We start from the raw sequence: 27,000 nt of genomic DNA, 5'->3' as shown, positions 1-27,000 counted from the left end.
GTTGTGGAGTATGAAACATCGATTTAAAGTTTTAGAAGAATTTATGGAAGTTTTTAAACTAAAATGGAATCAATTATTGAATCAAAGAACAAATGAAGAAATACATCATCATGAAGAACATTCTCATGAACACAGTGGACATCATAGTCACGATCATGAATCACATCATCATTCTCATGAACATAGTGGACATCATAGTTACAATCATGATTCACATCATCATTCTCATGAACACAGTAGACATCATAGTCACGATCATGAATCACATCATCATTCTCATGAACACAGTGAACATCATAGTCACGATCATGAATCACATCATCATTCTCATGAACACAGTGGATATCATAGTCACAATCATGATTCTCACCATCATTCTCATGATCATTGTGGTCATTGTTCTGGTCACCATCATCATGAAATTTCTTGGCAGCGTTGGGTTCTTGCGATTGGTATGTTTGTATTAGCATTGTTTTTAGAAAGTAGTGTAGCTTGGATAGCAAATGCCTTATTCCTTTTAACAATTGCTTGTATTGGGAAAGAAGTCATTACTGAAGGAATTATGGATACTATTGAGGAAACAAAGCATTTTAAAAAGTTCCGTCCAAATGTTCATTTACTCATGACACTTGCTGCACTTGGTGCGATTTTTATTGGGAAATTTGAAGAAGCAGCAATGCTAATTGTTATTTTTACGATTGCTCATTCACTTGAAGAATATGTCGAAAAGAAAAGTCGTAAAGATATGACTCAATTATTACAATTACAACCAAAATTAGCGTTGAAAAAAATGAATCATGGACACTTTGAAGAAGTAGATGCTTCTTCTTTAGAAATTGGAGATATTATCCAAGTATTGAATGGAAGTCAAATTTCAGCAGATGGAATAATTATTGAAGGAATGTCCTCTATTAATCAAGCTTCTGTAACTGGAGAATCAATTCCAGTTGAAAAAGAAGTAGGAAGTGAAGTGTTTGCTGGAACTTTAAATTTAACCCAAACATTGCTCGTTAAGGTTACTAAAAAACAACAAGACAGTGTACTTGGAAAGATTATTACTTTAGTACAAGAAGCTGGTCAATCATTAACTCGTACAGGTAGTTTCTTAAAGAAATGGGAACCAGTCTATGTCACAATTGTATTGGCTTCATTCCCAGTTGTGTTAGTAATCGGAATTCTATTTTTAAACTGGGATTTCTTAACAGCTTTTTATCGTGGAATGGTTTATTTAATTGCTGTTTCTCCATGTGCACTAGCCGCTAGTGCTACACCCGTAACAGTAGCTGCTATTTCAACTTTATCTAGAAAAGGAATCTTTATTAAATCTGGAGCTTCTTTAGAAAAAATGTCTGAAGTTGAAGCGATTGCTTTTGATAAAACTGGTACACTAACAAATGGTACACCTAAAGTTGTGGCAAAAGTGATGGATAAAGATCGTGAATTTGAATTATATTCCATTCTTGTATCGATGGAGAAAAAAGTAAATCATCCATTAGCCTTTGCAATCGTAGAATCTGGATTAGCTTATCGTACTTACTCATTATCTGTTACACCAAAAGTAGGAATTGGATTAGAAGCAACTTACAGAAATCACACATATCGTATTGGAAAACCTTCTAGTTTTGCTACATTAGGAAAATATACAGCAATTGTTGAGCAGTGGATGAATGAAGGAAAAACAGTTGTAGTTTTAAGTGAGGATCATTTAGTAGTTGGAGCAGTAGCCCTTTTAGATACTCCGAAAGAAGAGGCTAAACAAGTGATTGATTATTTCAAAGAAGAAAATATTCAAACGATGCTTTTAACGGGAGATTCTATTCAAACAGCTGAGGCAATTGCTAACGAATTAGAAGTGGATGAAGTAAGAGCTAATGTATTACCAGAAGAAAAAGCAAATACCTTAAAAGAGTGGTCTATGAAATATCCGACAATTGCAATGGTTGGAGACGGTATTAATGATGCACCAGCGTTAGTGAATGCAGAAGTTGGGATTGCGATGGGAAAAGGAACTGATGTTGCAATGGAATCAAGTGATATTGTATTAATGAATAGTCAATTAGATTCTTTAAAAACATTACATAAAGTTTCAAAATTAATGATGACTGTTACAAAGCAAAATTTAATTTTTTCTTTATTCATTGTGATTGTATTAGTGCTATTAAATTTCCTTGGGTGGAGTGATTTAACACTTGGAGTCGTTCTTCATGAAGGAAGTACAGTAGTAGTGCTATTACATGCATTAAGATTAATAGTTACACCAATTGAATAATGATGAAAATTTCTCTTTTGAATTCATAGAATTGAAAGAGAAATTTTTTTTGCAAAAAATGTTTGACATTCAAAATATTATTTAGTATAGTTTGAATATCAAATGATTTGATATTCAAACTAATTAGGAGAAAGTAATGGAAACAACTCTAGAGAAAATTAATGAGTATTTGGTAGACGTCTTTAACCAAATGCTTGATATTGAAGAATCTTCATTGGCACAAAGTCAATTCAAAGATTTATCGATTAAAGAAATGCATGCAATTGAAGCAATCGGCATGTACCGTGAACTCACGACAACAGAAGTTGCCAATACATTAAATGTAACGGTTGGGACGCTAACAGTGGCAGTTAATGCATTAGTGAAAAAAGGATATGTTGAACGCTTAAAAGATACAAAAGATCGACGAATTGTTAGATTAGGTTTAACAAGTAAAGGACGTCTCTTGTATCGATTACATCGTAAGTTTCATGAAAAATTAGTGAAACGTACGATTGAAGGAATGAACGAGGAAGAAATGGCTATTTTAGTAAAAGGTCTTCATAATTTATATAACTTTTTACATGAAGCCAAAGCTGAAGTTCAAAAAGGAGAGATTTGATGTCCACTGTAAAAGTGATTCATACAAGTTCTTACCTACCAATTCATGAAATAAAAAATGCTGATTGGGAGCTTCAATTAGATACTACAGATGAATGGATTCGAAAAAGAACTGGAATTCAATCAAGACGTTATGCTAGAGAGTTAACAACAAGTGATTTAGCGATAAAAGCTGCTCAAAAGCTTTTAGAAGAGTCTGCAATACATCCAGAAGAAATTGAATTTGTCATCGTAGCAACAATGACTCCTGATTCTATGAGTCCTTCTTGTGCAGCAAAAGTTCAAGGAGCAATTGGCGCCACTAATGCATTTGCATTTGATATAAGTGCAGCTTGTGCAGGATTTGTATTTGCTTTATCCACAGCTATAAAGATGCTTTCAGCCGGAAATCAAAAATATGGTATTGTGATTGGTGCTGAAACTATGTTATCTGTTTTAGATTGGAAAGATCGTTCTACCGCTATTTTATTCGGCGATGGAGCAGGCGCAGTTTTATTAGAAAAAACAGATGATACAACATTATTTGTTGAAACTTTGCGTTCTGATGGCCAAAAAGGAGAAGCATTAGTTTGTGGAGAAAGATTGGAGCAACATACAATTTCCACGATGAGAATGGATGGTAGAGGAGTTTTTGAACTCGTTTCGAGGAAAGTTCCAAAAAATATTTCAGAAACTCTAGAAAAAGCTCAAATGAGTGCTGATGATGTAGATTTATATGTACTTCATCAAGCAAATGTTCGATTAATCGAACAAGTTGCAAAAAAATTAAAACAACCAATTGAAAAATTCCCAACAAATCTAGCTAGTGTAGGAAATACTTCAGCAGCAAGTATTCCAATTCTTCTAGATGAATTAGTTCGAAATCAATTGATTACGATTGGTAGTGGTCAAAAATTACTACTAAGTGGCTTTGGTGGCGGATTATCTTGGGGAAGTATGATAATAACAATTTAACTATTTGGAGGAAACAAACATGACATTCGAAAAAATTCAAGAAATTATTACAGAACAATTAGGAAAAGAAAAAGAAGAAGTACAATTATCAACTAGCTTAAAAGATGAATTAGAAGCAGATAGCTTAGATTTATTCCAAATCATCAATGATATTGAAGATGAATTTGATGTAAAAATCGATACAGAAGATGGATTAGAAACTGTAGAAGATTTAGTAAAATACGTTGATAACCAATTAGCAGAAAAATAATAAAGGATGAGTTTTATGGAATCAAAAATTAGTCAATTACTTGGTATCCAGTATCCTATTATTCAAGGTGGAATGGCATGGGTTGCGAATCCATCTTTAGCAAGTGCGGTATCCAATGCAGGTGGGCTAGGAATTATTGCTTGTGGTCATGCTCCTGGTCCAGTTGTACAAGGATTTATTGATGAAATGAAGCAATTAACGGATAAACCTTTCGGAGTTAATATCATGCTATTAAGCCCTTTCGTAGATGAAGTAGTAGATGTGGTTTGCCAAGCGGGTGTAAAAGTTGTTTGTACTGGTGCTGGAAATCCAGGAAAATATATGGATAAATTTAAAGCTGCTGGTATTATTGTCATCCCAGTAGTAGCTTCTGTAGCTTTAGCAAAACGTATGGAAAAAGCTGGGGCTGACGCTGTTGTCATTGAAGGTATGGAAGCAGGAGGACATATTGGTAAAACAACTACCATTGCTTTATTGCCTCAAGTAGTCGATGCTGTAAATATCCCTGTTATCGCAGCTGGTGGTATTGGTGATGGTCGTGGAATGGCAGCTGCATTGATGTTAGGTGCTGAAGCTGTTCAATTAGGAACTAGATTTTTAGTTGCAAAAGAATCTACTGCCCATGATAACTTTAAGCAAGCAGTGATTAAAGCAAAAGATATTGATACAGTAATTACTGGACAAATTACAGGACATCCAGTACGTGTATTAAGAAACAAATTAACAAAAATTTATTTACAAGCAGAAAAAGAAGAAACAAGTAAAGAAAATCCTGATTTTGAACGATTAGAAGCTATTGGAAAAGGAGCTCTTAGACGAATTGTTGTTGAAGGGGATACTCAAATGGGATCGATGATGGCAGGACAAATTGCTGGTTTAATTCAAAAAGAAGAAACTTGTAAAGAAATTATTGAAGAATTAATGAGAGATTCAATTAAAACGATTCAAGAACAAATGAAACGTTTTGAAGATTAATTTTTTTTACGCAAAATTTATTTTGAAATTCAAAGTATAAGGAGTGCTTATGAAAACGGCTTTTATTTTCCCAGGACAAGGAAGTCAAAAACCTCAAATGGGGTTAGAGTTTCTAAATAATCCTATGGGTCAAAATTTATTAGAACAAACACAAAAAGTATTAGATTTTTCAGTATTAGAACTATTAGAAGATGAACATTCTACGAAGCTTCATGAAACAAAATATACACAGCCTTTATTATTATTTGTTTCAAAACTTATTTTACAGTTTCTTGAGGAAGAAGGATTTCATCCAGATTTCGTTGCCGGTCTATCTCTGGGGGAATATAGTGCATTAATGGCAAGTGGTGCATTAAGTTATGAATCAGCATTGACGCTTGTTTCAAAACGAGGAGAATGGATGCAAGAGGCAGCTAATCAAAATGCTGGTACAATGGCTGCTATTTTGGGATTAGAAGATGAAGTCATTGAAAAGGTATGTAAAGAATTACAAGAACAAGGATTATTAGTATCTCCTGCCAACTATAATACACCAGGACAATTAGTAATCGGTGGGAAAAAGGATGCTGTTGAAATAGCAGTAGAAAAATTAAAAGAACAAGGAGCAAAACGTGCGATTGTTCTTCCCGTAAGTGGAGCTTTTCATACAGAATTAATGACTCCAGCAGCAGAAAAATTTAATGACTTTATAGAAACAATTTCGTTTCAAACACCAAGTATTCCAGTATTAAGTAATGTGACTGGAGTACAACATTCTATTCCGATTAAAGCAGAAATATTGACACAACAAATCACTCATTCTGTTAAATGGAAACAAAATGTTGAATGGATGTTAGAACAAGGTGTACGAGTGTTTGTAGAAATTGGACCTGGAAAAAGTTTATCTCAAATGATTAAACAAATTGCCAAAAGTCATTCAATCGAAGTAACTGTCCTTCAAACAGAATCAATGAAGTTGTTGGATCAAACAGTACAAGAATTACGAAGAATGAAAGAGGGAAATAGATGAAATTTATTGATAAGACAGTCGTTGTAACGGGAAGTAGAAGAGGAATTGGATTAGGCATTGCATTAGCCTTTGCAAAAGAAGGAGCTAATATTGTTCTAAATGCAACTTCAGAAATTGACCAAGAAGTATTAGAATTATTTACTCCATATCAAGGAGAAGTTCTAAGTGTTGTTGGTGATATTTCAAAATTTGATGTTGCTGAAAGTTTAGTGGAACAAACGATTGAGAAGTTTTCAAAAATAGATGTTTTAATTAATAATGCTGGAATTACTCGTGATGGATTAGTGTTAAAAATGAAAGAAAAAGATTTTGATGATGTCATTGATATTAATTTAAAAGGTTGTTTCAACTTAATTCGTTTTGCTAGTCCATACATGGTACGTCAAAAATCGGGAAGTATTATTAATATGACAAGTATTGTTGGTGTATCTGGTAATGCTGGTCAAGTCAATTATGCTGCAAGTAAAGCAGGAATTATTGGTTTAACAAAATCAGTAGCAAAAGAAATTGGTTCAAGAGGAATTACCGTTAATGCTATCGCACCTGGATATATTGATACTGAAATGACACAGGCCCTTCCAGAAAAAATTCGCAAAGAATGGGAAAAACAAATTCCAATGCGTAAATTTGGAACAGTTGAAGATATTGCTGAAGCTTGTTTATATTTAGCCGAACAAAAATATATGACAGGACAAGTATTACAAATTAACGGTGGTTTATATATGTAAAGGAGGAAAAACATGAATCGAGTAGTTATTACAGGAATGGGTGCTATTACACCATTAGGAAATGATCTTGCCAGTTTTTGGGATGGATTGAAAAATGGTAAAAATGGTATAGATTTCATTACAAAATTTGATACGAAAGATATTGATGTTCATGTAGCTGCAGAAGTAAAAGGATTTGATCCTACTTTATATATGGACCGAAAAGAAGCAAAGCGAATGGATTTATTTTGCCAATATGGAATTGCAGCAGCGTTACAAGCAGTTGAACATAGTGGAATTACTCATGAAAATACGGATTTTGACCGTTTTGGTGTCATTGTAAGTTCTGGTATCGGTGGGTTACCAACGATGGAACAACAAATCATCAAAATGCATGACAAAGGTCCAACAAGAGTTGCTCCATTATTTGTTCCGATGACAATTGGGAATATGATTGCTGGAAATATTTCAATGAAAACAGGAGCTAGAGGAATTTGTACTTCGATTGTAACAGCTTGTGCAAGTGGAACTCATGCGATTGGTGAAGCTTTCAGAAATATTAAGCACGGTTATTCTGATGTCATTTTAGCTGGTGGTTCAGAAGCAACGATTTGTGAAATTGGGATTGCAGGATTTGCTGCTTTAACAGCATTAAGTAATAGTAAAGACCCAAATGCAGCTTCTATCCCATTTGATAAAAACCGTAATGGTTTTGTGATGGGGGAAGGAGCAGGAGTTGTTGTTTTAGAAAGTTTAGAACATGCTCAAAAAAGAGGAGCAACGATTTATGCTGAAATCGTTGGTTATGGAGCAACAGCTGATGCTTATCATATGACGGCTCCTACACCAGATGGTAGTGGTGCAGGAAAAGCAATTTTACAGGCTTTAAATGAAGCGCAATTATCTCCAAATGATGTAGATTATATTAATGCTCATGGAACAAGTACTCCTGCAAATGATTCTTCTGAAGTAACAGCAATTCGCTACGCTTTAAAAGAAGCTGCAGATAACGTACATGTTTCAAGTACAAAATCAATGACAGGACATTTATTAGGTGCTGCAGGAGCTATTGAAGCAATTGCCTGTATTAAAGCAGTTGGAGAGGATTTTATTCCACCGACGATTAATGTAAAAGAACAAGATGAAGCATGTTCTGTAAATGTAACAGCACTAACAGGTGTTGCAAAAGAAGTAAATGTTGCCATTAGTAATTCATTAGGATTTGGTGGACATAATGCAGTTTTATGCTTCAAGAAGTGGAAAGGATAATGTATGAATATAGAGGATTTAAAAGCTATTGTTTCGTTATTCGATCATTCAAGTTTAATGGAATTACATTTACAACAAGAGGGAGTAGATCTTCAACTTTCTAAACGAGAAAATTATCCAGTAAGTGGTTCTAAACAAGTTGTTGAAACGATTGAAGAAAAGCCAGTGGCACTTGTACCTACAAAAGAAATCATTGCTGAAACGGTAGCTACTAAAGCTCCTGAAGTTCAAGAAATAGTTGTAAAAGAAGATTTACAATATATTAAAAGTCCAATTGTAGGGATTGTGTATTTAGCACCATCTCCAGATGATCCTACTTTTGTTCAAGTTCAGGATAAAGTTCAAGTTGGACAACCAGTATGTATTATTGAAGCAATGAAAATTATGAATGAAATCAATACAGAAATTTCTGGTGAAGTAGTTGAAATACTTGTTGAAAATGGACAAATGGTAGATTACGGGCAAGAATTATTTGCTATTAAGAAAAATTAGGAGGCTTATCATGAGTGTAATGACAGTAACAGATGTAATGAAATTAATTCCAAATCGTTTTCCAATTTTATATATTGACCGAGTAGAAGAATTAATTCCAGGTGAGCACGTAGTGGCTACTAAAAATGTAACATATAATGAACATGTTTTCCAAGGACATTTTCCTGGAGAACCAGTATTGCCAGGAGTTTTAATTGTAGAAGCTTTAGCACAAGCTGGCTCAATTCCATTATTATCATTAGAAAGTTTTAAAGGAAAAACTGCTTATTTAGGTGGTTTAAATCATGTGAAATTTAGAAAAAAAGTAACACCAGGTGACGTTTTAACACTTCAAGTGGATATTCTTAAATTAAAAGAATATGCAGGAATTGGTAAAGCAAAGGCCTTTGTAGATGGTAAAGTTGTTTGTGAAGCGGAGTTAACCTTTATTATTGGTAGGTAGGATATGTTTAAAAGAATTTTAATTGCGAATCGAGGAGAAATTGCTTGTCGATTGATTCGTGCATGTAGAGAGCTTCAAATTGAAACCGTAGCAGTTTATTCTCAGGCTGATTCTGAAGCATTACATGTACAATTAGCAGATTATGCCGTTTGCATAGGTAAAAATATTAGTAAAGAATCTTATTTGAATGTTGAAAATATTTTAAGTGCAGCTGTATTAACTGGATCACAGGCGATTCATCCAGGTTTTGGTTTTTTATCAGAAAATCCTAAATTTGCAAAAATGTGTGAAGAATGTCAGGTGAAATTCATTGGACCTAGCGCACATGTCATTCAAATGATGGGAGATAAAGCACAAGCTCGTAAACAAATGATGAAAGCAGGAGTTCCCGTTATACCAGGTAGTGACGGGGTTGTTCCGACCGTTGAAGAAGGATTAAAAATTGCAGAAAAGATTGGATTTCCTCTTTTAATTAAAGCTGTAGCAGGTGGCGGTGGAAAAGGAATTCGTAAAGTTCAAAGTTTAGATGAGTTTGAAAAACAATTTTTAGCAGCTCAACAAGAAGCGCTTCAAGCATTTGGGAATGAAGAAGTGTATATTGAGCGAATTATTTATCCAGCTAAACATATTGAGTTTCAAATTTTAGCAGATTCGTATGGAAATGTTGTTCATTTAGGGGAACGTGATTGTTCTTTACAAAGAAAAAATCAAAAAATTATTGAAGAAGCTCCAAGTCCTTATTTAGATGACAATTTACGTAAGGACATGGGGCAAGCAGCTGTATTAGCTGCAACATCAGTAGGCTATGAAAATGCTGGAACGATTGAATTTTTAGTGGATCAGGATAAAAATTTCTATTTTATGGAGATGAATACTCGTATTCAAGTAGAACATCCAATTACAGAAATGATAACAGGCATTGATTTAGTAGAATGGCAATTAAAAGTAGCATTTGGCGAAAGATTAAACTTTACTCAAGATGACATTCAAATTAAAGGGCACTCGATCGAATGTCGTTTAAATGCAGAATGTCCAAGAGAAAACTTTAGACCAGCGCCTGGAACGATTGAAGTCTTACATCAACCAAATGGAGGTTTGGGAGTAAGAATTGAATCAGCTTTATATTCTGGATATAAAATTCCACCATTTTATGATTCTATGTTATCAAAATTAATTGTCCATGCACAAAGTAGAAGTCAAGCCATTTCAAAAATGGAACGAGTTCTGCAAGAATTAGTAGTTGAAGGCGTTGAGACGAATAAGGAATTTTTACAAGATTTATTGCAATCAACTTTTTTTGAAAGAGGAGATTATACGACAAATGTTGTAGAAGAAAAATTTTTACCAGAATGGTTTAATGAGTCTCGTCCATAAAGGAGTGATTAAATGGGTTTATTTAAAAAACGTCCTTATATTTCATTAAAACAGAATCCTGTTGATGTAGAAGAATCTGAAAAAACTCCAATGATACCAGATGGGAAATGGATTCAATGCCCACATTGTCAAAAAACGGTTTATTTAGAGGATATTGGAGAGTTTCAAATTTGTCCAAACTGTGATTATCATTTTAGATTAACTCCAAAACAAAGAATTTCCATTATGACAGATGAATTTGAAGAGTGGTTTAATGATGAACAAATGAAAGTAGCAGTCGATTTCCCAGGGTATGACTTAAAACAAAAAAAAGCACGACAAACAACAGGGGAAGAAGAAGCTGTAACGGTTGGGCTTGCAAAAATTAGTCACTTACCATTTGTTTTAGCGATTATGAATCCCTATTTTATGATGGGTTCAATGGGACAAGTAGTTGGTGAGAAACTGACTTTAGCCTTTGAAGAAGCAACCAAGAGAAAGCTTCCAATTATAGTTTGCACAGCTTCTGGTGGAGCTAGAATGCAAGAAGGAATTTTTTCATTAATGCAAATGGCAAAAATTAGTGGAGCAGTACAAGCGCATCACTTAGAAGGATTATTATACATCACAGTATTAACAGATCCTACAACAGGTGGTGTGACTGCAAGTTTTGCGATGCAAGGGGATATTATTATTAGTGAAGCAAGAGCAATTGTTGGATTTGCGGGTAAACGTGTCATTGAGCAAACGATGAAAGAAAAGTTACCAGATGATTTCCAACAAGCCGAAACTGTACAGGCAAATGGATTTATTGATGCCATTATTCATCGTACTCAGCTAAAGGAAACATTAAAAACTATTCTAAGTCTACATTCTTTAGAGGAGGAATTCAGATGAAACCAATGAAAATCGTCCAAAAAGCACGTGATATTAATCGTGCAACTACTAAAGAATGGATTGACGAAATTTTCGATGACTTTATCGAATTAAAAGGAGATCGTTTTTTTGCAGATGATGCTGCCATTATTGGAGGAATTGCTCGTTTAAAAGAGATTCCAGTTACAGTCATTGGAATGCAAAAAGGCCATACTTTAAAAGAAAATATTGAGCGTAACTTTGGACAAGTTCATCCAGAAGGCTATCGAAAAAGTTTAAGACTGATGAAACAGGCTGAAAAATTCAATCGACCAATTATTACGATGATTAATACTGCTGGAGCTTTTTGTGGTAAAAGCGCTGAAGATAGAGGGATTGGCGAAGCTATTGCTAAAAATCTTCAAGAGATGAGTCATTTAACCGTTCCGGTTATTGCTATTTTAATGGGTGAAGGGGGAAGTGGCGGAGCCATTGCATTAGCCGTTGCTAATGAAGTTTGGATGATGGAATATGCCATTTATTCAATCTTATCTCCAGAAGGTTTTGCTTCGATTTTGTGGAAGGATAGTACCAAAGCAGAACAAGCAAGTGAATTAATGAAGTTTACAAGTAAGGAATTACTTGAAGAAGGAATTGTCGATAAAATTATTTTAGAGAAAAATCGTTCGTTTAAAAAAATTGCGAAAGATCTTCAATCTTCTTTATTGGAATCTTTAAAAGAATGGCGTACCAAATCAAAGGAAGAACTAGTAAGCCAACGCTTAGAAAAATTTAGAAAATTTTAAGTGAATGCAGGACAACTATGACATTTTGTTGTAGTTGTTTTTGTGTATTTAAAGAATATCTAAACAATTGATTTACACGTGTAACACGTGTTATAATATTTGTGTCAGGAGGTAGAGCGCTATGCCGATGACACAAAATGAGATGGTCAAACTTCTTATCACTCATGGTTGGTTAAAAACAAAGGGTGGTAAAGGTTCCCATGTAAAAATGGAGAAACAAGGAGAAAGACCTATCATAATTCCCCATGGTGAGTTAAATAAATTCACTGAAAAAGGGATAAGAAAGCAAGCTGGGTTATAATACTCAGCCTCTGCTTTTCTAATTGGAGGTATGAAAATGTTAGTGACTTATCCAGCGTTATTTTATTATGATGATTCAGATGATACAGGTGCACCTTACTTTGTACATTTTCCAGATTTTTCAGATATGTCTGGTACTCAAGGAAAAGATATTAGTGATGCATTGGAAATGGCAAGTGAATGGTTAGGTATGAATGCTGCGGATTGTATTGAAAATGATATAGATTTACCTAAACCATCAGATATAAATTCTTTATCTTTAGTTGAGCAAAATCCTTTCAAAGATGATAAAGATATTGAAATTAAATTTAATTCAAAAAAATCTTTTGTTTCTATGGTTTGTGTGGATGTAAACAAATATTTAGGAAATCAAGAACCAGTAAAAAAAACATTAACAATACCAAGATGGGCTGATAAGTTAGGAAGAAAATTAGGATTAAATTTTTCTCAAACATTAACTGAAGCAATAGTAGAAAGAAAAATAAACTTTTAGGTTACCCTAAAAGTTTATTTTTTTCTTAAAAATCATATATATTATTGAGTTTTTTTGTTATACTAGGTTACACAAAAGATTTTGGAAGGTGATTATATGATTAGAGTTGAAAAAGTAAGAAATGCAATGAAGGATTTAGAAATTGATGGATTAATTGTTTATAGTCCATATAATTTACGTTACTTAGCGAATTTTACAGGTACAACAGGTTTTTCATTAATTACATTAAATGAAGCATATTTTGTAACAGATGCTCGATATACTCAACAAGCTCAAAAACAAGCACAAGGATTTACAGTGATTGAACATAAAACAGGTTGGTTAGGTGTATTCCGTGAATTAATTAAAAAACATGGATTAAAACATGTTGGGTTTGAAGCAGACCACTTATCTGTTTCAATGTTAGAAGTTTTTGAAGATGAATTTGATACAGATTTAGTTCCAACTCAAGGATTAGTAGAAAAAATTCGTGAAATTAAAGATGAAGCTGAAATTCAAACGATTCGTAAAGCTTGTTCGATTTCTGATGCAGCATTTTTACATATTTTAAATGTACTAAAAGCAGGTATGAGTGAAATTGAAGTAGCTAATGAATTAGATTTCTTCATGAGAAAACAAGGAGCATCAGGCGTTTCATTTGATACAATTATTGCAAGTGGTGTTCGTTCTTCAATGCCACATGGTGTTGCTAGTGAAAAATTAATTGAAACTGGTGATTTAGTAACATTAGACTTTGGATGTTACTATCAAGGTTATGTTTCTGATATGACTCGTACAATTGCTGTAGGAGAACCAACAGATCAATTAAAAGAAATTCATGATGTAGTATTACAAGCTCAATTATTAGTAAGTGCAGCAGCAGGACCAGGTAAAACTGGAGTAGAATTAGATAAAATTGCTCGTGACTATATTGCAAGTAAAGGATATGGCGAATACTTCACTCATTCAACTGGTCATGGAATTGGTTTAGAAATTCATGAAGCTCCAAATGTAAGTCGTTTAGCAACTCAAGCATTCGTTCCAGGAAATGTGATTACAAATGAACCAGGAATTTATATTCCAGGTGTTGGTGGCGTTCGTATTGAAGATGATATTATTATTACACCAACTGGTGGAGAAGTGATTCAACAAGTTCCACGTGAATTGATTATTTTATAAGATACTACCTTGTGAGTTGTGATAGAACAAAAATCATGGTAAACTGTAGAAGAGAGTGAAGATCATGATTCGTGATGCTCATTGAGTTAGATAGCGATTCAGAATCTTTGTAAAAGGAGGTTCATTATGGAAAAATATTCAAATCAAACAGCCGTTTTAGGTGCTATTGAAATTGCCCCTGAAGTGATTGAGAGCATTGCAGGAATTGTTGCTTCTAAAGTGGAAGGATTCCATCCTTTATCAGGAATTATTAAAACAAGTGTGAATACACTTTTTGGCCGTGAAGAACTAGCTAAAGGTGCTTATTTAACCCAAGAACAAGGTGAATTTATTCTTGATGTGTACGGTAATGTTGATTATGGAGTATCTATTCCAAAATTAGCATTATTATTACAAAATAAAATTAAAGAACAATTATTATTTAGTTGTGAACTAGAAATTTCTCAAGTAAATATTCATGTTCAAACAATTATTCCAGCAAAAAATGTTGATTCAGAATTATTTGAATTGGGGGATGAAGAGTGAGTCGTAACCCATTAAAAAGACGTGCACTACGTATTATTGCTATTCAAGCTTTGTATCAAATGGATATTTGTAAAGATTTATCAGAATTTGATGCTGTTCGCTTAGCGTTAGATGTATTGCATGATGAACAATCATTTGATGAAGAAGTATATTCTAATGAAGCGTTATTAGATGAGTTTCCAGAAATTCATTATTCATTAGATTTAATCCAAGGGGTTCAAAACCAGTTAGAAGAGATTGATGCTTTAATTTCCTCACATTTAAAAGGATGGGAATTAAATCGAATCGTTCGCTTAGATTTAATGATTATGCGTGTAGCAGTTTGCGAAATGCGTTCACCTGAATTGGAAGTTCCTCAAACTGTTGCATTGAATGAAGCAATTGAAATTGCAAAATTATATAGTGATGAAAAATCAGCGAAATTTATTAATGGTGTCTTATCAAACTTTGTTGAAGGGTAAGTCAGTATAGGAGGTTGAGCAAGAAGGCGCTCCGAAGCAATGATTTGCTTCCAGGAACACTTTTTGCTCAATTTTTTATTTAAAGGAGTGAGTAAATGACGATTGTATTAGATGGTAAAAGTTTAGCCTTAAAAATTCGTCAAGAATTGAAACAAAAAGTAGAAGAACAGGCAGTAAAACCCGGCTTAGTCGTATTATTAGTAGGAGAAGATCCTGCTAGTCAAATTTATGTACGAAATAAAGAACGTGCTGCAAATGAAGTGGGCTTTCATTCGGTTGTTGAAAGATTACCTGAGACTACTACTCAAGAAGAGTTATTAGAAAAAATTAAAACACTAAATGAAGATGACGCTATTCATGGAATTTTAGTTCAATTACCATTACCAAAACAGATTGATAGCCAGACCGTATTAGAAGCCATTATTCCCGAAAAAGATGTAGACGGCTTCCATCCTGTAAATTTAGGAAAATTACTTCAAAAAGATGAAAGTATTGTTCCATGTACGCCAAAAGGAATCATTCGATTATTAGAAGAGTATAAAATTGACCTTACTGGAAAAGAAATGGTTGTAATTGGTCAAAGTACGATTGTTGGTCGTCCAATGGCTTTATTAGGTTTAAATCGTGGGGCAACGGTAACTGTTTGTCATAGTCGAACAAAAGATTTAGAGAAACAAATTGCTCGTGCAGATATTATTATTAGTGCGGTTGGAAAACCAAATTTAGTTTTGAGAGAACATGTAAAAAAAGGTGCTGTCATCGTTGATGTAGGTATTAATCGATTAGAATCTGGAAAAATCGTTGGAGATGTGGATTTTGATGGCGTTAAAGATCAAGTAAGTGCCATTACTCCAGTACCAGGTGGAGTTGGTCCAATGACCATTGCAATGTTATTAGAGCAGACGTATCTTAATGCATGTAAGAGGGAAAACATTTATGAGTGAAGAATATGTAACAGTCTCAGCATTAACAAAATATATAAAATATAAGTTTGATAAAGATCCTCATCTTGGAAGAGTATATCTAACTGGGGAAATTTCAAATTTCCGTTTACGTCCGACTCACCAGTATTTTAGTTTAAAAGATGAAAATGCCATTATTTCTGCAACAATGTTCCAATCTGCCTTTAAAAAAATTCAATTCCGTCCTGAAGAAGGGATGAAAGTATTAGTGATTGGTAAAGTTTCTGTTTTTGAAAAATCAGGACAGTATCAAATTAATATTGAACATATGGAACCGGATGGAGTTGGGGCTCTTTATTTAGCTTATGAACAATTGAAAAAGAAATTAGAAGCTGAAGGTTTATTTTCTCTTCCTAAAAAGCCAATCCCTCAATTCCCTAAAAAAATTGCGATTTTAACGAGTGAATCAGGTGCGGTTATTCAAGATATTCAAACAACAGTGGCTCGAAGATTTCCTATTGTTCAATTAGTCTTATATCCAACCGTTGTACAAGGAGTTCATGCAGTTAATAGTATTTTGAAAAATTTAGACTTAGTAGAAAAAGAAGATTATGATGTTGTCATTATTGGACGTGGTGGTGGATCGATTGAGGACTTGTGGGCGTTTAATGAGGAGCCTGTTGTAAGAAGAGTCGCTGAGTTGTCGATTCCAGTTATTTCAAGTGTAGGGCATGAAACAGATACGACTTTAATTGACTTTGTATCGGATATGAGAGCTGCCACTCCAACGGCTGCTGCAGAAATTGCAACGCCTGTTTTAATGGAAATTCATCAACAATTGAGAAATTTGCAAACACGTCTGGAACAAGCATTATCTCGACAATTACAAATCAAACGAGAAAGAATGCAAGCATTAGCGAATGCAAGTATTTTCCAAAATCCAGAAAGGATTTATCAAGTCTATCAACAGCGAGTGGATCAATTAGAAATGCGATTGCAGCAAATGATGCAACAAAGTGTTCAGCACAAACGTCAGCAATTAGTAAAAAATCAACATCGTTTAGAATTAGGTTCACCAAGTAGAAGAGTGCAAACGGAAAAACAGGCACTCCAATATTTAGCAAAACGATTAGAACAAGCACAAGGTCAATTGATGAAAGATAAAAAACAACAGTTCCAAAGAGCAATTCAGCAATTAGACTTATTAAGTCCATTAAAAATTATGAATCGAGGATATGGGATTTTGCAACAAGAGGAAACAATTATTAAAAGTGTTGACCAGTTAGAAGTAAATCAAGAATTAACGATTCAATTAGTCGATGGAACAGTTCGTTCTAAAGTGACTTCTGTAGAGAAAGGAAATCAATTATGGTAAAGAAAGAGAAAAAATTTGAAGAAGCAATGAGTGAATTAGAACAAATTGTACAGCAATTGGAAAGAGGAGATGTTCCTTTAGATGAAGCCATTGCTAAATTTCAAGAAGGAATGGCTTTAAGTCAATATTGTAATGAAACATTAACAAAAGCAGAAGAAACAGTCAGCAAAATGATTGTTGTAAAAGAAGATTAGTGGAGTAACTCATGAGTGAAATGATTTCATATTGGCAACAAGAAATAGAAAACTATTTATTAACTCGAATAGATGAAATTCCAAATATTTCAACAAGATTGAAAGAAGCGATGCTATATGCTTGTAGTAGTGGAGGAAAGAGAATTCGTCCATTATTAGTACTGTTAATCAGTCATTTAGAAGAAGTAGAACTTCAAAAAGTGTTACCTGTAGCAGCTTCTTTAGAAATGATTCATACGTATTCATTAATTCATGATGACTTACCAGGAATGGATAATGACGATTATCGTCGTGGTAAGTTAACGGTTCATAAGCAATTTGATGAAGCAACTGCCATTTTAGCAGGAGATGCTTTACTAACACTTACATTTGAAGAATTAGCTCAATGTCAATTATCGGATGCAAAAAAAGTTCGTGCCATTCAAGTATTAGGCTCAGCTTCTGGAGCTAGTGGTATGATTACAGGTCAAATGAGAGATATTGCAAGTGAACATCAAGAAATTACATTAGAGCAACTCAAACAAATTCATGCAGATAAAACAGGACAATTATTATTAGCTGCGATTCGTTTAGGCTTACTCGTATTAGAGGATGCAACACCTTATGAAGAAGCTCTTTTAAAATTTGGCGTGCATTTTGGCTTAGCTTTTCAAATTCAAAATGACTTACAAGATGTTTGCTGGGATTCAGAAAAAACAGGTAAAGTCACTGGACAAGATGCAGCATTAGAAAAAAATACGTATCCTAGCATTTTAGGAATTGATGGAGCAAAACTTGCCTTAGAACAAGAAATTAACCAGGCAAAACAAGCGATTCTATCTATTCCAAATGAAACAACGGTTCAAAGACAAGTACAAGAAATATTTATAAAAATTCTCTCATATGTAGAGATTTAAAGGAGAAAGAATGGAAAAAGAACGAGTAGACCTTCTAGTCGTACAACAAGGATTGACGGATTCTAGGGAAAAAGCGAAAAGACTTGTCATGGCAGGACAAATTGTCGATGCTGTGAAACATATTCGCTATGATAAACCTGGCGAAAAAATTCCGATTACAACTGAACTTTATATAAAAGGAGAAACACTTCGCTACGTTTCAAGAGGTGGATTGAAATTAGAAAAAGCACTCGCAACTTTTGATGTAAGTGTAGAAGGTAAAATCTTATTAGATATTGGCGCTTCAACAGGAGGCTTCACAGATGCAGCTCTACAACATGGTGCAGTATTAAGCTATGCATTAGATGTTGGATATAATCAATTAGATTATAAATTAAGACAAGATGAACGAGTAGAAGTCATGGAAAGAGTGAATTTCCGCTTTAGTAAGCCAGAAGATTTTACAAAAGGAAAACCTCAAGTGGCATCGATTGATGTTTCATTTATTTCATTAAAATTAATTTTACCACCATTAAAAGATATTTTAGTGATGGATGGGGACGTTCTTGTACTGATTAAACCACAGTTTGAAGCTGGAAGAGAACGTATTGGAAAAAAAGGGATTGTTAGTGATCCAAAAGTTCATCAAGATGTATTAGAAGAAATTCTAGAATATTGCGAACAAATTGGTTTTTCTGTTCAACAACTTACTTTCTCTCCAATTACGGGAGGAAGTGGCAATATCGAGTTTTTAGCACATTTACAATTACATGAATCCGTTACTTCTTCATATGATTGGAAGACTGGTATTCAAGCAGTTGTGAAAGAAGCACATCAACAATTAAAAAATCTAAAATAGAGGTGGAACGATGATTCAAGAATTGTTTATTAAAAATTTTGCAATTATTGAAGAAGTTCGCTGCCAATTTGAAAAAGGCATGACGGTATTAACTGGGGAAACAGGTGCAGGTAAATCAATTATTATTGATGCAGTCGGATTACTCGCTGGAGAACGTGCTAGTTTAGAAATGATTCGATATGGCAGTGAAAAAGCGACAATTCAAGCAGTTTTTACCATTGATTCAGAAGAGACAAAAAGAAACATCGAAGAATTAGGCATTGAAATTGAAAATGATGAAATCATGATTCAACGTGAATTATATCAAACAGGTAAATCTACTTGTCGCATTAATGGACAAATGGTTACAGTTTCATTATTAAAACAAGTTGGTCCTTATTTGATTGATATTCATGGGCAAAATGAACATTTCTTATTATTAAACGAAGAGCATCATTTAAGTCTTTTAGATGCCTATGCAGGACAAAAGTTGCAACCGTTAAAAGATGACTATCGTCAGTATTATGACCATTTTTGTAGTATTCAAGAGCAATTAAGAAAGTTACAAACTGCTGAAAAAGAAGATGCACAAAAAATTGATTTATTAAAATTCCAAGTAGAAGAAATTGAATTATCAAATATTTATATTGGAGAAGAGGAAGAATTAGTTCAAGAAAAAGAATATTTCACTCATTTCCAAAAAATTCAAGAACATTTAATGTCTGCTTTATCGGTTTTACAAACGGAAGAATATTCTGCAGTAGATGCCATTAGTCAAGCTTCTCAAGAAATAGGATTTTTACAAGGAATTGGAGAAAATTACCAACAATTGTATCAACAATTACAAGAATCTTATTATCAATTACAAGATGCTGTTTCTCATATGAGTCATGAATTAGATCATGCAGAATATGATGAAGAACGATTAGCCTATATAGAAGAACGTTTAGATGTTTATTATCAGTTAAAACGGAAGTATGGAGATAATGCAGAAGAAATATTAGAGTTCCAAGCACAAGCACAAGCTCAATTAAATCAAATTGAAAATAAAGAAAGTATTATCGAAACTTTAATTCAAGAAAAAGCACAAATTGAACAAAAAGCAAAACAAGTGGCACTGGAATTGACAAAACAAAGAAAAGAAATCGCACTTGAATTAGCAGAAAAAATAGAAACACAGTTACATGAATTGTATATGGAACAATCTATTTTTGAAATTCGTGTCCTACCAAGTGAACATCTACTTGAAACAGGGATGGATGAAGTATACTTCTATATTTCAACAAACAAAGGTGAACCAGTTAAACCATTACAAAAAATTGTATCTGGTGGGGAATTATCTAGAATTACCCTTGCCATGAAAACAATCTTTGTGCGTAAGCATGGAGTAGGAACGATTGTATTTGATGAGGTAGATACAGGAGTTAGTGGACGAGTAGCACAAGCAATTGCGAATAAAATGCATTATATTTCAGAATTTGCTCAAGTATTATGTATTACTCATTTACCACAAGTGGCAAGTATTGCGGGAGTTCATATTTTTATTGAAAAAATGGAAAAAGATGAGCGTACACGCACGACTCTAACAAGATTAGAAGAAGACAAACGTATCGAAGAAATTGGTCGTATGTTGTCAGGAGAAGAAATGACAGCATTAACCAAACAACATGCAGCAGAACTAATTGCATTATCTCAAAAAATTCGTCAACAAAATAAAGTACAAAAGAAACAGGTGATTGCAAATGACTAAAATTTTTGCACATAGAGGAAGTAGAGGAACTCATCCAGAAAATACATTAGCTGCTTTTCAAGAGGCAGTACGTGTTCATAGTGATGGGATTGAATTAGATGTTCATGTTTCAAAAGATGGAGAATTAGTCGTGATTCATGATGAAACAGTGGATCGTACGACGAATGGTAGTGGTTTAATTCAAGATTTAACAGTAGAAGAAATTCAAGCATTAGATGCAGGAAGTTGGTTTCATGAATCATTTACTGGAGAAAAAATTCCGACATTAGAAGAAGTTTTTCAATTGTTGAAGGAATTGAATTTCAAAGGTGAATTAAATATTGAATTAAAAACGGATCAAATTGAATATGCAGGAATTGTTGAAAAATGTGTGGCATTACAAGAAAAAATGCAACCAAATTTTGCGATTATTTATTCTAGTTTTAATCCGAGAAGCATTATTCAAATGAAACAATTACGACTAAATCAAGAAATTGCCTTTTTATATGAATCGGTAGAAATGGCAAATTTTGTATTTGAAGAAGTGAAGTTTGAAGCTGTTCATCCTGACTATCGCTTGTTAAAAGAAGCTTTTGAGATTCATTCACAGTATCCAAAACGTGTATGGACAGTCAATCAAGAAAAAGAGATGAACCATTGTTTTGAGCTTCATGTAGAAGCAATTTTTACAGATTATCCACAAAAAGCACTAGAGCTTCGAGGTGAAATAAAGGAGTAATATGGTAGACAAACAAAAAATCATTGTTATTGTTGGCCCAACTGGTGTTGGGAAAACAGCTCTTAGTATCGAATTAGCACAACAATTAAATGGAGAAATCATTAATGGGGACTCGATGCAAGTTTATAAAACATTGGATATTGGAACAGCTAAAGTGACTTCGGAAGAAGCACGAGGAATTCCTCACTACTTATTAGACATCTGTGATGTGAAAGAAGAGTATACTGCTAGTGATTTCAAACAAATGGCAAGAGAAGCGATTCAAGACATTGCAAGTCGTGGGAAAATTCCAATTATTGTTGGAGGAACTGGACTTTATATTGAAGGTTTATTATTTGATTTTCATTTTAGTGGGGAAGATTCTAACGATCCAGTTTATCGACTAGAAAAGGAAAAAGAGTTAGAAGAAATTGGATGTCAGGCTATGTGGGAGCAATTAAAAGCAGTCGATCCGGTCAGTGCTGAAACTATTCACCCAAATAATACAAGAAGGGTCATTCGAGCATTAGAGGTGACACACGCAAGCGGGAAACCATTTTCAGCTAATGACCAACAACAAAAAGAAGCTATTTTTGATGCCTATATAATCGGATTATCAACGGATAGAGCAGTCCTTTATGAAAGAATTGATACAAGAGTAGAAATGATGATGCAAAATGGTTTAGAAGAAGAAGCTAGACAATTATATGATGCTGTAAAAGGATTAGATGTTCAATCGATTCGAGGAATTGGGTATAAAGAATGGGTGGATTATTTTGTGGGTCAATTATCAAAAGAAGCTACCATTCAAAAAATTCAACAAAACTCTAGACGATATGCCAAACGACAATTAACATGGTTTAGAAACCGATTCGAAGCTGTACATTGGTATGATTTAGTAGAAAATCCTAATACAATTGCTCAAGTTGTTTTAGATTGTCAGCAGTTTTTACTGGGAAGTGAATAAATGGAAAACACAAAAGAAAGAGTTATGATTGTTGCTGTTCAAACAACACAATCAGACGAGCAATTTCAATATGCTTTAGAAGAAATGAAGCAATTAGTGGATACTGCTCAAGGAGAAGTTGTCGTAACAGTTACTCAAAAAAGAGAAACTTATAGTGGTCGTACAATGATTGGAAAAGGGAAAGTAGAAGAAATTAGTCATTTAGTCGATGAATTAGAAATTGATTTAATAGTTTTCTACCAATCTCTAACAGGTTCTCAAACGAAAAATCTAAATGAAACGATTAATGCACGAATTATTGACCGTGTTCAATTAATTTTAGATATTTTTGCGATGCGTGCTCGTTCAAAAGAAGGAAAACTTCAAGTACAACTGGCTCAATTAAATTATTTATTACCACGTTTGTCAGGACAAGGTACAGCCTTATCGAGACAAGGTGGGGGAATTGGAACAAGAGGACCAGGGGAAACGCAATTAGAAACGGATAAACGACATATCCGTAAACAAATTTCAGATATTGAAGCACAATTAGAACAGACAAAACTACATCGTCAACGTTCAAGAATGAAGAGAAATCGTTCGAATGGTTTTAGAATGGGATTAATTGGCTATACAAATGCTGGAAAATCAACCGTTTTAAACCAATTAACAGATGCAGGAACGTACCAGATGGATCAATTATTCGCAACTTTAGATCCATTAACAAGAAAAGTTGATTTAGCCGATCAATATGATGTGACATTAACGGATACAGTTGGATTTATTCAAGATTTACCAACGACTTTAATTCACGCATTTGAGTCAACGTTAGAAGAGAGTGCGGATGTTGATTTATTAGTGCATGTAGTAGATGCATCATCTCCGAATTTTTTAATGCATGAAAAAACGGTTCATGATTTAGTTGAGGATTTAGAGATGGAAACTATTCCAATGGTGACGATTTATAATAAATCTGATTTAATTGTTGGAGAATTTCAACCGAATGCTTATCCTTCGTTAGTAATCTCTGCTGAAAATTCTACAGATATTGAACGTTTGAGAGAATTTCTTGGAGTTCAAATGAAAGCAGAAATGGACTATTATGAGGAATGGGTAGAAGTTTACGAAGCGCAAAAACTTTCACAACTCCAACAAAATATACTAGTAGAAATTTTGGAGTTTAATGAAGAGAAAAACCAATACTATGTAAAAGGTTATCGTAAAAAAGGGATGTAAAATTATTTAAACTGCTCTTAAGGCATTTAAAGTAAAACGAACTTTTCTAAAAGTAGCCAGGACGGCAGCAGCCCTGCGGTCTCATGCCTAAATTTTGAGCCGTGGTCTCAAAATTTCCTGTAAAATTATCTTGAGAAGCTAATTTTACTTCGGCTACGGAGAAAAGTTCTTTTTACTTTAAATTTGTTACGTAAGAAATGAAAGTTAAACAATTTTAGTTGTTTTAGTTTTTAAAGGAGGATAGAAATGATTAAATATTTAAAAAGAGAGATGTTAGGATTTCTGTTAAATATAGCAGGTTTATTTACCGTATCTGGCTTACAAGTTTATGCTGCCTTACGAATGACAAAGGTAGCCGAATATCTCATCCAACAAAATCTAAAGGTATTCATGATTGAAGTATTCATTATTTTGGGATTATGGATTATTAGTTTAATCATTTCTTACTATCAAACAATTTATCAAGAAATTGTTATTCAAAACATATGTAATAAGATGCGTAGTGATATGTCAGATGCTTCTTGGAATATTAAAGCTAATTATATTGACGGTCAAGAACAAAAGGAAATTGAGTCATTTCTTCAAAATGATGTAAATATGATTGAAAATAAAGTACTAAGAAGTATTTTTGGTATGATAAAATTTATGTTGCGTGCTATTTTATCTTTAATTGCTTTATTTTACGTTCATTATTTATTATTCATTGTCAGTCTTGCATTATCAATTGTATTATATTTTATCCCGATAATGACCAAAAGAATGGTGTCTAATGCAGGAAATCATGTTGCTGAGGCAAATAAAAGTTACTTGAATAAAATTAATAATATGATAACAGGAATTGATGTTCTAAAAGAATTTGGTGCATTAAATTTTTATCAGGATTCCTTTAGTCAAGAGTTATTTAAAATTAAGAATAGTAGAGTATTACTTGCTAAAGAAACGAGTAAAGTTACATTTATTATTTTTCTATTAAATGTAATCAGTCAATTATCGGTCATATTTGTAACAGGGCTGTTGATAATAAATCAGTTAATCTTAGTTGGTGCAATTCTTACTACAACTGATTTAGCAATGAAATTATTTGATTCAATTTCTGCGATTAATCAATATATGACTATTATTCATTCTTCAGTTCAACTGTTAGATAAAATTGATAAGTTTGAAGCAAGTGATGATAAAACTATTGAAAAACCACTTATATTATCGTGGGATAATATTACTATTTCAGAGTTAGAATTTTGTTATTCAACAGATCATGTATTATTTAGCAATGTTAATTTACAATTAGATAAAGGAAAATGGTATGTATTGAATGGGGCTTCTGGTAAAGGAAAGTCCACACTATTTAAGTTATTATTACAGCAATTAGAACCAAAAAAAGGTACTATTTTAATTGATGGGGATAATATTAAACAATACAATACAGATAACTTATTTAGTTATTTAAGACAACAAGGTTATATGTTTGATACAAGTATCAAGGAGAATATTTTATTAGGAAAAGAAGAGTCAGATAGTTTTAAGGAGATTATTGAGCAATTAAATATTGATTTAACGAAAAATATAAATGATTTGTCAGGTGGAGAAAAGCAAAAAATTGCGATTGCAAGGTTATTAGTTAATCCAAATCCTATTATTTTATTAGATGAAAGTTTTTCAAGTATCGATATTGCCAGTTCGAAAATGATTTTAAATAGTTTATCTAAATTAGAAAATACAATGGTTATTATGATAACACATCGTAAGCAAGAATTAGAAGATATTGAGTATGATTCGATAGATATTCTTAAATGAATTAAATCATAATTACTTCTGGTGGATAATACATTTGTGTGTTTGTTTAGACACGATAGCATTATTCTTAGAAGATAAAAAAGTAAAGTAATAGAAATGACTTTAATGTAGAATTCTTTAGATATCATTAAAGGTATTTAAAGTAAAAAGAAACTTTTCTAAAAGTAGCCAGGACGGCAGCAGACTCGCTTTGCGAGTCTCATTCCTAAATTTTGAGCCTTGGTCTCAAAATTTCCTGTAAAATTAGCTTGAGAAGCTAATTTTACTTTGGCTATGGAGAAAAGTTCTTTTTACTTTAAATTTGTTACGTAAGAAATCAGAGTTAAACATTTTTAGTTGTTAGGAAAAATTCTATGGGGAATCTAATTTGTCGCTATTAGCATTTTTCCATTGTAAATTAGAATTACAATGGAATTGTACATTAGCAAGGAATTATGCGGAAGTACAATTGTGTGTTTGTTAAGGTACGATTTTTTAATTACAAGAAGACAAAAAGTAAAGCAATAGAAAAGACTTGTTATTGTGGCAATAGTAATATTAGCCATTCTTGGTTAATATTACAGGGAAACTTTGAGACCATGGCTCAAAGTTTAGACATGAGACTCGCAAAGCGAGGCTGCTGTCGACCTTGCTACAGTACTCAAAAGTCTTTTCTATTGCTTTACGTGTTAGAATACGTTCCTATTATAAAATCGTTTGTAATGTTTTATCAAACCTTTTATAATAGGGAGATAGAGAAATGATAAGGAGCCGAAGGGCATGTATTCAATCGAACAATTTAAAGAAAAAATAGCAAAAGAATTTCAAATACAATTTAAAAATGAAAACTATTTAAAAGAAGCCTTAACTCATTCATCCTATGCAAATGAACATAAAGATTGCAAAGGAATTTATAATGAGCGTATTGAGTTTTTAGGTGATGCCGTTTTAGAATTATTTATTTCTAATTGGTTATACCGTCAAATGCCAACGAAAAAAGAAGGCGAGTTAACAAAATTAAGAGCGCAAATCGTTTGCGAAGAAAGTTTGTCGACACTTGCAAAAGAGTGTGAGTTAGATAAGTATCTTTTATTAGGAAAGGGAGAACGTGCTTCAAAAGGACATGAAAATCCAGCAGTTCTCTGCGACGTATTTGAAGCTTTTGTGGGTGCTATTTATTTAGACCAAGGTTTTGAAGGTGCTAGTCAATTTCTAACACAAGTTATTATCTCGAAAATAAAAGATGGAAGATTTACTTTAGTTGGTGATTTTAAAACAGAATTACAAGAATATTTCCAAAGAAATGGGAATGTGAACATTCGTTATGAATTACTAAAAGAAGAAGGCCCTTCTCATGCACGTTATTATACCGTACAAGTTCATGTTAATGATAAAGGCTATGAAATTGGTGAAGGCAAAACGAAAAAAGCAGCAGAACAATTATCTGCTAGAAGAACATTAGAAAAATTAAACGTTATTTCTTAAAGTAAGGAGTC

General features: G+C 33.2%; 29 protein-coding genes. All 29 read left to right on the top strand.

Annotation, left to right across the window (positions count from 1 at the left end; translation table 11 throughout):
• Positions 1-10: 10 nt before the first annotated feature.
• The 29 genes from HMPREF0446_RS04800 to rnc all read left to right on the top strand — a co-directional run bounded on the left by HMPREF0446_RS04800 (position 11) and on the right by rnc (position 26,989).
• Entirely contained in the window at positions 11-2,269 is a 2,259-nt protein-coding gene (locus tag HMPREF0446_RS04800) for a heavy metal translocating P-type ATPase (protein WP_020991372.1), read from the top strand.
• 136 nt (positions 2,270-2,405) lie between these two features.
• Complete coding sequence (fabT, locus tag HMPREF0446_RS04795; protein ID WP_006702530.1) at positions 2,406-2,870, top strand: fatty acid biosynthesis transcriptional regulator FabT; 465 nt, start codon at positions 2,406-2,408, stop codon at positions 2,868-2,870.
• Complete coding sequence (locus HMPREF0446_RS04790) at positions 2,870-3,823, top strand: beta-ketoacyl-ACP synthase III (RefSeq protein ID WP_006702531.1); 954 nt, start codon at positions 2,870-2,872, stop codon at positions 3,821-3,823. The genes fabT and HMPREF0446_RS04790 overlap by 1 nt, the downstream gene beginning before the upstream one ends.
• A gap of 19 nt (positions 3,824-3,842) precedes the next feature.
• Entirely contained in the window at positions 3,843-4,073 is a 231-nt protein-coding gene (locus HMPREF0446_RS04785) for an acyl carrier protein (RefSeq protein WP_006702532.1), read from the top strand.
• Positions 4,074-4,088: 15 nt separating this feature from the next.
• The gene (gene fabK, locus HMPREF0446_RS04780) at positions 4,089-5,048 is read left to right on the top strand and encodes an enoyl-[acyl-carrier-protein] reductase FabK (RefSeq protein WP_006702533.1); all 960 of its coding nucleotides are present in this window, start codon (positions 4,089-4,091) and stop codon (positions 5,046-5,048) included.
• Between the two features lie 49 nt (positions 5,049-5,097).
• The gene (gene fabD / locus HMPREF0446_RS04775) at positions 5,098-6,057 is read left to right on the top strand and encodes an ACP S-malonyltransferase (protein WP_006702534.1); all 960 of its coding nucleotides are present in this window, start codon (positions 5,098-5,100) and stop codon (positions 6,055-6,057) included.
• Positions 6,054-6,785 carry a 3-oxoacyl-[acyl-carrier-protein] reductase gene (gene fabG / locus HMPREF0446_RS04770; RefSeq protein ID WP_006702535.1) on the top strand — a complete coding sequence of 244 codons (732 nt, stop codon included), beginning with the start codon at positions 6,054-6,056 and terminating at the stop codon, positions 6,783-6,785. The genes fabD and fabG overlap by 4 nt, the downstream gene beginning before the upstream one ends.
• A gap of 12 nt (positions 6,786-6,797) precedes the next feature.
• Positions 6,798-8,033, top strand: a complete 1,236-nt coding sequence (fabF, locus tag HMPREF0446_RS04765) for a beta-ketoacyl-ACP synthase II (RefSeq protein WP_006702536.1) — start codon at positions 6,798-6,800, stop codon at positions 8,031-8,033.
• Between the two features lie 3 nt (positions 8,034-8,036).
• Positions 8,037-8,525, top strand: a complete 489-nt coding sequence (gene accB / locus HMPREF0446_RS04760) for an acetyl-CoA carboxylase biotin carboxyl carrier protein (RefSeq protein ID WP_006702537.1) — start codon at positions 8,037-8,039, stop codon at positions 8,523-8,525.
• A 10-nt stretch (positions 8,526-8,535) separates the two neighbouring features.
• The gene (gene fabZ / locus HMPREF0446_RS04755) at positions 8,536-8,967 is read left to right on the top strand and encodes a 3-hydroxyacyl-ACP dehydratase FabZ (RefSeq protein WP_006702538.1); all 432 of its coding nucleotides are present in this window, start codon (positions 8,536-8,538) and stop codon (positions 8,965-8,967) included.
• Between the two features lie 3 nt (positions 8,968-8,970).
• Positions 8,971-10,341, top strand: coding sequence for an acetyl-CoA carboxylase biotin carboxylase subunit (gene accC / locus HMPREF0446_RS04750; RefSeq protein ID WP_006702539.1), 1,371 nt, complete (start codon positions 8,971-8,973; stop codon positions 10,339-10,341).
• Positions 10,342-10,353: 12 nt separating this feature from the next.
• Positions 10,354-11,217, top strand: coding sequence for an acetyl-CoA carboxylase, carboxyltransferase subunit beta (gene accD, locus HMPREF0446_RS04745; protein WP_006702540.1), 864 nt, complete (start codon positions 10,354-10,356; stop codon positions 11,215-11,217).
• The gene (accA, locus tag HMPREF0446_RS04740) at positions 11,214-11,981 is read left to right on the top strand and encodes an acetyl-CoA carboxylase carboxyl transferase subunit alpha (RefSeq protein ID WP_006702541.1); all 768 of its coding nucleotides are present in this window, start codon (positions 11,214-11,216) and stop codon (positions 11,979-11,981) included. Before accD ends, accA begins: the two co-directional genes overlap by 4 nt.
• Positions 11,982-12,102: 121 nt before the next feature.
• On the top strand, positions 12,103-12,282 hold the full coding sequence (locus HMPREF0446_RS04735; protein ID WP_006702542.1) for a type II toxin-antitoxin system HicA family toxin: 180 nt from the start codon (positions 12,103-12,105) through the stop codon (positions 12,280-12,282).
• A gap of 36 nt (positions 12,283-12,318) precedes the next feature.
• A complete protein-coding gene (locus HMPREF0446_RS04730) occupies positions 12,319-12,774 on the top strand; it encodes a type II toxin-antitoxin system HicB family antitoxin (RefSeq protein WP_006702543.1) in 456 nt (151 codons plus the stop codon).
• 96 nt (positions 12,775-12,870) lie between these two features.
• Positions 12,871-13,932 (top strand): M24 family metallopeptidase, encoded by a 1,062-nt coding sequence (locus HMPREF0446_RS04725; RefSeq protein WP_006702544.1) that lies wholly within the window; start codon positions 12,871-12,873, stop codon positions 13,930-13,932.
• Positions 13,933-14,058: 126 nt separating this feature from the next.
• A complete protein-coding gene (locus HMPREF0446_RS04720) occupies positions 14,059-14,457 on the top strand; it encodes an Asp23/Gls24 family envelope stress response protein (protein WP_006702545.1) in 399 nt (132 codons plus the stop codon).
• Positions 14,454-14,918 carry a transcription antitermination factor NusB gene (nusB, locus tag HMPREF0446_RS04715; protein ID WP_006702546.1) on the top strand — a complete coding sequence of 155 codons (465 nt, stop codon included), beginning with the start codon at positions 14,454-14,456 and terminating at the stop codon, positions 14,916-14,918. The genes HMPREF0446_RS04720 and nusB overlap by 4 nt, the downstream gene beginning before the upstream one ends.
• Positions 14,919-15,013: 95 nt before the next feature.
• The gene (gene folD, locus HMPREF0446_RS04710; RefSeq protein ID WP_006702547.1) at positions 15,014-15,862 is read left to right on the top strand and encodes a bifunctional methylenetetrahydrofolate dehydrogenase/methenyltetrahydrofolate cyclohydrolase FolD; all 849 of its coding nucleotides are present in this window, start codon (positions 15,014-15,016) and stop codon (positions 15,860-15,862) included.
• Positions 15,855-17,195 (top strand): exodeoxyribonuclease VII large subunit, encoded by a 1,341-nt coding sequence (xseA, locus tag HMPREF0446_RS04705; RefSeq protein WP_006702548.1) that lies wholly within the window; start codon positions 15,855-15,857, stop codon positions 17,193-17,195. Before folD ends, xseA begins: the two co-directional genes overlap by 8 nt.
• On the top strand, positions 17,189-17,389 hold the full coding sequence (locus tag HMPREF0446_RS04700; RefSeq protein ID WP_006702549.1) for an exodeoxyribonuclease VII small subunit: 201 nt from the start codon (positions 17,189-17,191) through the stop codon (positions 17,387-17,389). The genes xseA and HMPREF0446_RS04700 overlap by 7 nt, the downstream gene beginning before the upstream one ends.
• An 11-nt stretch (positions 17,390-17,400) precedes the next feature.
• Positions 17,401-18,285 carry a polyprenyl synthetase family protein gene (locus tag HMPREF0446_RS04695; protein ID WP_006702550.1) on the top strand — a complete coding sequence of 295 codons (885 nt, stop codon included), beginning with the start codon at positions 17,401-17,403 and terminating at the stop codon, positions 18,283-18,285.
• 10 nt (positions 18,286-18,295) lie between these two features.
• A complete protein-coding gene (locus HMPREF0446_RS04690; protein ID WP_006702551.1) occupies positions 18,296-19,123 on the top strand; it encodes a TlyA family RNA methyltransferase in 828 nt (275 codons plus the stop codon).
• A 10-nt stretch (positions 19,124-19,133) separates the two neighbouring features.
• Positions 19,134-20,852: a DNA repair protein RecN gene (gene recN, locus HMPREF0446_RS04685; RefSeq protein WP_020991371.1), complete on the top strand. Its 1,719-nt coding sequence runs from the start codon at positions 19,134-19,136 to the stop codon at positions 20,850-20,852.
• Entirely contained in the window at positions 20,845-21,570 is a 726-nt protein-coding gene (locus tag HMPREF0446_RS04680; RefSeq protein WP_006702553.1) for a glycerophosphodiester phosphodiesterase, read from the top strand. Before recN ends, HMPREF0446_RS04680 begins: the two co-directional genes overlap by 8 nt.
• A gap of 1 nt (position 21,571) precedes the next feature.
• Entirely contained in the window at positions 21,572-22,516 is a 945-nt protein-coding gene (miaA, locus tag HMPREF0446_RS08480; protein WP_006702554.1) for a tRNA (adenosine(37)-N6)-dimethylallyltransferase MiaA, read from the top strand.
• A complete protein-coding gene (hflX, locus tag HMPREF0446_RS08475) occupies positions 22,517-23,731 on the top strand; it encodes a GTPase HflX (protein WP_006702555.1) in 1,215 nt (404 codons plus the stop codon).
• 246 nt (positions 23,732-23,977) lie between these two features.
• Entirely contained in the window at positions 23,978-25,525 is a 1,548-nt protein-coding gene (locus tag HMPREF0446_RS04665; protein ID WP_006702556.1) for an ATP-binding cassette domain-containing protein, read from the top strand.
• A 759-nt stretch (positions 25,526-26,284) separates the two neighbouring features.
• Positions 26,285-26,989: a ribonuclease III gene (gene rnc / locus HMPREF0446_RS04660; protein ID WP_006702557.1), complete on the top strand. Its 705-nt coding sequence runs from the start codon at positions 26,285-26,287 to the stop codon at positions 26,987-26,989.
• Positions 26,990-27,000 lie beyond the last annotated feature (11 nt).

It is taken from the genome of Granulicatella elegans ATCC 700633, from assembly GCF_000162475.2.
In the GTDB taxonomy this organism is placed as follows: Bacteria; Bacillota; Bacilli; order Lactobacillales; family Aerococcaceae; genus Granulicatella; species Granulicatella elegans.
The sequence above is the reverse complement of the archived record's forward strand: the minus strand, read 5'-3'. Positions and strand labels throughout refer to the sequence as shown.